Source organism: Pararhizobium sp. P1_E7 (assembly GCF_056405855.1).
This window is the reverse complement of sequence record NZ_JBFUBH010000108.1, coordinates 1-7,446: the sequence shown is the minus strand read 5'-3', so window position 1 is coordinate 7,446 and position 7,446 is coordinate 1. Positions and strand designations below refer to the sequence as shown.

The window sequence follows — 7,446 nt, the reverse complement described above, 5'->3', positions numbered from 1 at the left end:
GAAGTCGCTGACCTTCCCGCCGCAGGGTTTCAATCTGCGCTGGTATCTCGAACTCTTCGGCGCTGGCGACTGGTCGACCTCGATATCCAACAGCGCAATTACCGCCCTGCTGTCAGCCACCCTCGCCGTCGCTATCGCCTTCCCCATCGCCTGGTTCAGCTGGCGCTACCGGCTCGGCTGGGTCAGGATAGTGATTGCGGCCGGGCTTGCGCCGTTCCTCCTTCCCCCGGTCATCACGGCGCTCGGCTTTCTGTCCTTCTGGACGCAGTCCGGCTTTTACGGGCAATACTGGACCGTCGTCGTCAGCCACGGGATTTTCCTGGTGTCGCTTCCGCTGGTGTCGCTGACGCTCGGATTCAGCGCGCTCGACCGGAGCCTTCCAGAGGCCGCTGCCATGCTTGGTGCGGATGACCGGCAGGTGCTGACGAGGATCATCTTACCCCTCGTTCGCCCCTATGTGATCTCCGGCTTCGCCTTCGCGTTCGTCGTGTCGCTGAACGAATATCTCATCGCCTACATGACCGTGGGTGCCGTTCTTGAAACGCTACCAATGCGCATCTTCAACTCGCTGCGCTACGGATACACGCCCGTGATGGCAGCGGCTTCGGTCCTGTTCGTGTTCCTCACGATCGTAATCTTTTCACTGGTTGCCCGCTTTGGTGACCTTCCAAAGCTCCTCGGCGCTCATCGTCGGTAACGTCGTTGTCCGAGGAACACGCGACGCCCCTGTCGCAACCGCGTTTTCGAAATGGAGGAACCACGCCTTGACCACGAATTCCTATCAGCCGACGAACGTCCCAGCTTACCTCCTGCAGCGAGACAAGGCCGTTTACATCGACGGCGGCTGGCATGTCGGCGGTGGCACGTCGCCCCTGGCCTGCGTCGATCCGTCGAGGGCGAAAACCTTCAACAGCCTCATTCCGGGTTCGGTCGACCAGGTGGCACTGGCAGCCGAAGCTGCAGCACGCGCCTTTACCACATGGAGAGCAACGGCCGGCGCCGAGCGCTCGCGCTATCTGCGCGCCATCGCGTCAGGGCTTTCGAAACGGAAGCCGGATCTTGTTGCACTCCAGATGCTCAACAACGGCAAGCCGCGCTTCGAGGCGGAAATCGATGTCGATGATGCGGTCGCGACGTTCGAATACTATGCCGGTCTTGCTGAGAAGATCGACGGGCAGCAGGGGCAGACGGTCGACCTCGGCGATCCCGACCTTTTAGGAAACACGCAGTTCGAACCGCTCGGGCCGGTCGGGCTGATCGTCGCCTGGAATTTCCCCATGGTGACCACCGCATGGAAGGTGGCACCAGCTCTCGCCGCCGGATGCACCGCCGTCCTGAAGCCGTCGGAGTTCACGACGCTCGCCGAACTGGTTTATGGYGACATCGCCAGTGAAATTAATCTGCCACCCGGTGTGCTGAATATCCTGCCCGGTCGCGGCGATGTCGGTGCTGCCCTCTGTGCAGACCGTCGGATCCGGAAGATCTCCTTTACGGGGTCGAATGCGACGGGAACCCGCGTCATGGCAGCCGCAGCCGGCCGCATCGTTCCTGTCTCGCTCGAACTCGGCGGCAAATCACCGATCGTCATTCTCGAAGATGCCGACATCGAGCAGGCGGTTGCGATCGCAAGCGCCGGGATCTTCTTTAATTGCGGCCARATGTGCTCGGCCACGTCGAGGCTCATCGTGGCGGCCTCGATTGCTGATGAATTTACAACAGCGATGATCGCCAATACCAAGCTGATCACTGTTGGGGGGCCCGACAATCCAGACGCCCAGATGGGTCCGTTGACCACTCGAGAACAGTTTGAAAAGGTGAAGTCTGTTCTGAACAAGGCCCAGACCGACGGCCTGCACTGCATCACAGGCGGCGCACCGGATGCGGTGCAGGGTGGCTTCTTTATCCAGCCGACGATCTATCGCGATGTCCCAACGGACCATCCGCTCTGGCGCGACGAAATCTTCGGCCCCGTGCTGGCAATCCGCAGCTTTGAGACTGCCGACGAGGCGGTTGCGCTGGCGAATGACACGGAGTTCGGGCTGGCCGCCACGGTGGTTGGCGGTGACAAGGATGCAGCCGAGGCGGTCGCAAGACGGATCGATGCGGGCCATGTCTGGGTCAACACGCCCCAACTGATTTTCCCCAACACGGCCTGGGGCGGCTTCAAGGCGAGCGGCATCGGTCGCGAGCTCGGCCCCTGGGGCTTGGCCGCCTATCGCGGCGTCAAGCACATGACCCGAGCGGCTTAAGCTCCGCCACCTCCGACCAGCCGAACAACTATTGCAGAGGACAAGCATGCACGCTTCAGCAGAAATGATCGTCACGAACGGACGGATCCTGTCGATGAACCCGAAGCAACCGCACGCCGAAGCGATCGCCATTGCCGGCGGACGGATTCTGGCGGTCGGAAGCGCAGACGAGATCGCCGCCTATCGCGGCGCCGCTACCCAAGTAATCGATGCCAACGGCATGTCTGTCACGCCCGGCATAAACGAAAGCCACATCCACATTTTCGGTGGATCCAGCGAGTTGGACCAGCTCTCCCTCTTCAATGTGAAGGGCTTCGAGGCCTTCAAGGCAGCCGTCGAAACTTACGCGGCGTCCCGGCCGAACGAACCGCTGCTGCTCGCCAATGGGTGCGACTACACGATCCTGGGCGGAGATCGTAACGTCGACCGGCATGTGCTGGATGCGATCCTTCCCGACAGGCCCTTCGCGGTGATGTCGCCGGACCATCATACAATCTGGGCAAATACGATCGCGCTCACCAAAGCTGGCATTCTGCAGGGGCGAAGCCTTCCGCCCGGCAACGAGATCGTGATGGGAGACGATCGGCTGGCCACTGGAGAATTGCGTGAGCACTATGCCTTCGATGATGTTATCGCACTTGGCGCCAATGGCGGTCGAGACCTGCTGGGTCTCAGCACGGGCGGCGAGCCGGATCCGGCGCCAACACCAGAAGAGCGCGCCTATGACCGGGAGCTTCTGAAACGGGGGCTTCAGCATCTTGCTGCCCACGGGATCACGAGCTTCCAGAACATGGACGGAAACCGCTATCAGCTTGAACTCCTGCGAGAGATCGAGGCGGAAGGTGGGCTTTTGTGCCGCGGGCGTGTGCCGCTTCACTATACGGGCGGAGACATCACCGCGCAGATGGACAAAGCAGCGCAGCTACAGTCAGACTTTCAGGGCGAATGGTTGAATTCGGGAACCGTCAAGATGTTCATGGATGGTGTGCTCGATTCTCATACGGCAGTGATGTGCGAAGAATATGCCGACCGACCCGGCTGGAAGGGAGAGCCCCGCTTCGACCAGGCGACTTTCGACCGTATCTGCACCGAGGCGGACAAGCGAGGCCTTCAGATCGCCGTGCATGCGATCGGCGACGGCGCTGTCGCCAATACCATCGACGGCTATGCCGCTGCGGCAGACGCGAATGGCAAGCGGGACAGCCGCCATCGCATCGAGCACATTGAAGTGGTTCGGCCCTCTGATCTCACGCGGATGGCCGAGATGAAGCTTATCGCCTCCATGCAGCCGACCGTTCCCCCGGGTCAAATGGGCCTGCCTCTGGAACCGACACTCTCGCGCATCGGCAGACAGAACTGGGCCAGATCCTATGCTTGGCGTGCTGTGCGCGACGCTGGCATCGATCTGATCTTCTCGACCGACTGGCCGGTGTCACCGGTCTCCCCAATGCTTTCCATGCATTCGGCCATGACGATGAAGCCGTGGACAGACGATCTTCCGGACAACCGGCAGACGCTTATGGAGGCCCTGGACGCCTACACAGTGCGCGGTGCGTATGCTGAGTTCGCAGAAGACTGGAAGGGAATGCTGAAGCCGGGGTTTGTTGCAGACCTAGTTATCTGGGACCGCGTCCTTGATCGAATTGAGGCTAACGAGATTGCGGAGGTAAAGCCACAACAGACGATCTGTGGGGGGCGCATCACTTATTCGGCATGATACGCCAACGAAGCGGGATGCAGGGATAGTATTGCAGGAAGCCTCTCAACCTGCTGCAATACCCCATTCCATTATGTTTTCTAGAAGACGTTCTCGCGGCCACGCCGCATGGATGGCAAGACTTATGGGCAGTTCAACGAAATTGCGGTTAAGGTCGATCGTCGTTGCCTTCAGATTACGGTTCAGTCCATTGGCTTTGAGCATGCGGAGGATCGCAATGACAAACTTACGCCCGGTTATCTTGACGATTTCGTCATTCTTTCCGACGACATCGAAGCGTTGCCGAAAGACGAGATCAATACTTTTTTCCCTGGGTCGACCGTCTGCGGCGGTCGCGTAACATTCGAGGCCTGATCATGAGCATATCGCTGAGGGTCACCTTGCTGCCGACCGAAAATCCCCTATTCAAACCATTGGCCTGCACAGGAGCTATAGTGCCCAAGCTACTGTTTTCTGGCGCTTGGAGACGTATCGATCTAATTGCGGAATACGAGATTTTCACTCTGTTCGGCGCCCCGCGTGTTTCATTCCGAAGGCGTGCTCCGGGCCGAGCGTGGCGTTTCCGGCACGATCGTCGGTCACGTGGCGGCGCTCGGCCCTCAGGTCGAGGAAGCGCCGGAACCGTTCGGCGGCGGACAGGCCGTGTGGATCGCTTGGAAAAGCGCACCCTGACCGATGCGTCTGATGCCCGCAAAGACGGCATGGCTCAGAGATTTTAGAAAGTTTTTTTCATGGCACGCGCAATTCTCATTATCGACGTCCAGAAGATCTATACCGATCGCGCCTCCCCGCTTCATTGCGTTGGCAATGATGCGGTGATCGCCAACATCAACAAAGTGCTGACCGCGGCCGAAAAATCGKGTGATCTTGTCGTACACGTGCGGCACTTCCACCGCGCCGACGGATTGGATGCTGGCCGCATGTTCGATTTCAGCGGCCAACCGGGCGAACTTGGCTTCGTCGCCGGAACCAAGGAGGTGGAGGACGATCCGCGACTGATGGTTCCGGCGACAGCGCTTGCTGTGACCAAGCAGCGTTATTCATGCTTTGTCGGCACCAGTCTCGACCAAATCCTGCGGGAAAAATCGATCGACCGCATCGTCGTCACCGGCTTCATGACCAATTTCTGCTGCGAGGCGACCGCTCGCAATGGCCACGATTTGGACTACTTCGTTGATTTCCTGCTCGATGCCACGGGCTGCCCCGATCTTTCTGAAAGTGCGACACAGGCGGCGATCAAGGAAGCGACGGCGGCCACCCTTTCGGCCGGCTTCGCGCGGGTATTCTCTACGGCCGAATGGCTCGCCGGCTGAGGTCGCATCGTCTCATGCCTCGCTCACCAAACTGGCAAACTTACTCATAATCTGGAGACTTGACGGCATGACATTGACTGCCATCGAGAACTGTCTGAAGCGCCTGGGGCTGGATCGTTACCTCATCATCCTTTTTCTGACCGTCTTGCTTGCCGCTTTTCTTCCAGCGCGGGGGCAGTTTGCGACGATCCTCTCCGGGGTGACCTTCTGGGCCATTGCACTCCTGTTTTTCCTCTACGGGGTCAAGCTTTCTTTGGCCGCAATTGTGGCCGGCCTTACCAACTGGAAACTCCAGCTCGGTTGCCTTCTGTGTACATACGCTCTCTTTCCGGTGCTTGCTTTTGGACTCTTTGGCCTGTCTCAGGCCTGGTTTCCCGCGGCGATCGGCATCGGGTTTCTCTATCTCGGCTGCCTGCCCTCAACGGTGCAAAGTTCGATTGCCTTCACTTCTGTGGCGGGCGGCAATGTCGCGGGCGCCATCTGCGCCGCGTCGCTGTCGAATATCGTCGGCGTAGTGCTCTGCCCGCTGCTGCTGGCGATCGTGCTGCATGCAAGCAACGGCGCGGGTGATCCGCTGGCGGCAATCTGGAAGATCGCCCAGCAAATCCTCCTGCCGTTCGTGCTGGGACAGCTTGTCCGACCATGGCTTTCAGCCTTCATAAACCGTCATAAACAGACGACTATGCTGGTGGATCGCGGCTCGATCCTGCTGATCGTCTACTCGGCYTTTTCGGCGGGGGTTGTCGCAGGAATCTGGAATCTGCTGTCATGGGGGCATATTGGCCTGCTGATCGCCATCTGCGTCATTCTTCTAGGCGTGGCGATGGCCACCGTGGAAGGAAGTGGGCGCGCATCCGGCATGGTGCGGGAAGACCGCCTAGCTCTGCTGTTTTGCGGCTCGACGAAAAGCCTGGCGACCGGACTGCCCATGGCCGGCATCTTGTTTGACCGTGCCGAAGTGGCGCTTATCATTCTGCCGCTGATGCTCTATCACCTGATTCAACTGACGGCGCTGGCTGTGTTATCCCAGCGGAGTGCCACGGCGGTGCAACCCCAATGAGCGGCCGGCTGGAACCGCGCAGATCTGTCAGCRCTGCTATCGGCTTCCGATGCCGCGACGTCGCGCAGATGTTAGCGAACGACATGACCGGACCCATCCTGGATATCAGCCATGAATGGCTTCCTTCAGGGCAACGGCATCCCGGCGCTTGATCGCCTCGATCGCTTCGACATGCCGGTCCACCTGATAACTCTGGTGAAGATGGGCAACCGCCTCGCACATGAACGGTCCCATCCGGAGCCAGACGGACTCGATCAAAGCTCGCGACTTTTGCGAGCTGTATGTGAAAGAACCTTGGTACCCGAGCTGCGGTAGACAAGGAGCTCTTGAAGGGGTTCGAACCAACGACCAAATACTTACATTTCCCATCCGTATGTTATTGTTTCGTCTTTGCATTAACTTAGGCTGTGGTCGCGGCATCGAGGGTGATCCAGCACATCCAGCGTCGCGCTCTCTTTCTTCTTGTTCAGACACGGAGGATCAAGGTGCAACACTTAGCCACTCAGTTGGTCGTGAACTTTTCTGAAGTGGAGATAATGCGCATGGTCTTCGTGGCGCGAGTGAGAGCCACGTACCAGTCCCTATTAGTCATGGCTTCCGAGGACACTATAATTGCACGGTCAAATTCCAGCCCTTTTACCAGGAGAGTGCTTCCGATGCTGCGATCACTTAGCCGCCGACCAGCATGGCGAGCTCGATTCTGAACCTCCCAGACGGAGTCGCCAAGAGTGGCGAGTTGGCGGGCCGCCTTGTTCTGCAGGGCAGATCGCATCGCATAGAACATTTCACGTCGATAGAGATGAGCGTCGGGCCGATCCCGCAGGCCCTGGAGAAACGCCAGCATGGCCAGTTCTCCGCCTGTGGCGACGACGTCGTCAATTGCTGGGAAAAGAAAGCCAAACTTCGTTTGACCGCGGCGCCGGCCCTGTTGGCGAGCGTCGATAGCCTTATTCAGCTCTGCTTTGTCGGCGCCAGTCATGCACTTGGCGGCGAAGTTAAGCAGTAACTTCAGGCGCGCGACGCTGGTCGTGGCGTCAATTGCGCGCGCCGCCGAGTGGAGCGTCTTGCAGCTAACGGCTTCGATGTTTGCGAAGCCCTGTTTTGCGA

General features: G+C 59.3%; 7 protein-coding genes and 1 pseudogene. 7 read left to right on the top strand and 1 reads right to left on the bottom strand.

All coding sequences use genetic code 11. The features are described 5' to 3' along the window. The 7 genes from AC1D17_RS26920 to AC1D17_RS26890 form a co-directional block, all read left to right on the top strand. A partial coding sequence (locus AC1D17_RS26920) for an ABC transporter permease (protein ID WP_477568312.1) occupies nt 1–697 on the top strand: 697 nt, incomplete at its 5' end. Nucleotides 698–764: 67 nt separating this feature from the next. After that, on the top strand, nt 765–2,249 hold the full coding sequence (locus AC1D17_RS26915; RefSeq protein ID WP_204337984.1) for an aldehyde dehydrogenase family protein: 1,485 nt from the start codon (nt 765–767) through the stop codon (nt 2,247–2,249). 64 nt (nt 2,250–2,313) lie between these two features. After that, nucleotides 2,314–3,966, top strand: a complete 1,653-nt coding sequence (locus AC1D17_RS26910; RefSeq protein WP_246711332.1) for an amidohydrolase — start codon at nt 2,314–2,316, stop codon at nt 3,964–3,966. 108 nt (nt 3,967–4,074) lie between these two features. Next, a complete protein-coding gene (locus AC1D17_RS26905) occupies nt 4,075–4,320 on the top strand; it encodes a hypothetical protein (protein WP_112841475.1) in 246 nt (81 codons plus the stop codon). A gap of 165 nt (nt 4,321–4,485) precedes the next feature. Further along, complete coding sequence (locus AC1D17_RS26900) at nt 4,486–4,638, top strand: hypothetical protein (protein WP_162713028.1); 153 nt, start codon at nt 4,486–4,488, stop codon at nt 4,636–4,638. 59 nt (nt 4,639–4,697) lie between these two features. Further along, a complete protein-coding gene (locus AC1D17_RS26895) occupies nt 4,698–5,279 on the top strand; it encodes a cysteine hydrolase family protein (protein ID WP_477568311.1) in 582 nt (193 codons plus the stop codon). A gap of 67 nt (nt 5,280–5,346) precedes the next feature. Beyond that, nucleotides 5,347–6,339 carry a bile acid:sodium symporter family protein gene (locus AC1D17_RS26890; protein ID WP_112841473.1) on the top strand — a complete coding sequence of 331 codons (993 nt, stop codon included), beginning with the start codon at nt 5,347–5,349 and terminating at the stop codon, nt 6,337–6,339. 502 nt (nt 6,340–6,841) lie between these two features. Here the strand turns inward: AC1D17_RS26890 and AC1D17_RS26885 are convergent. Further along, a pseudogene (locus AC1D17_RS26885) lies at nt 6,842–7,446 on the bottom strand (UvrD-helicase domain-containing protein); the annotation flags it as partial.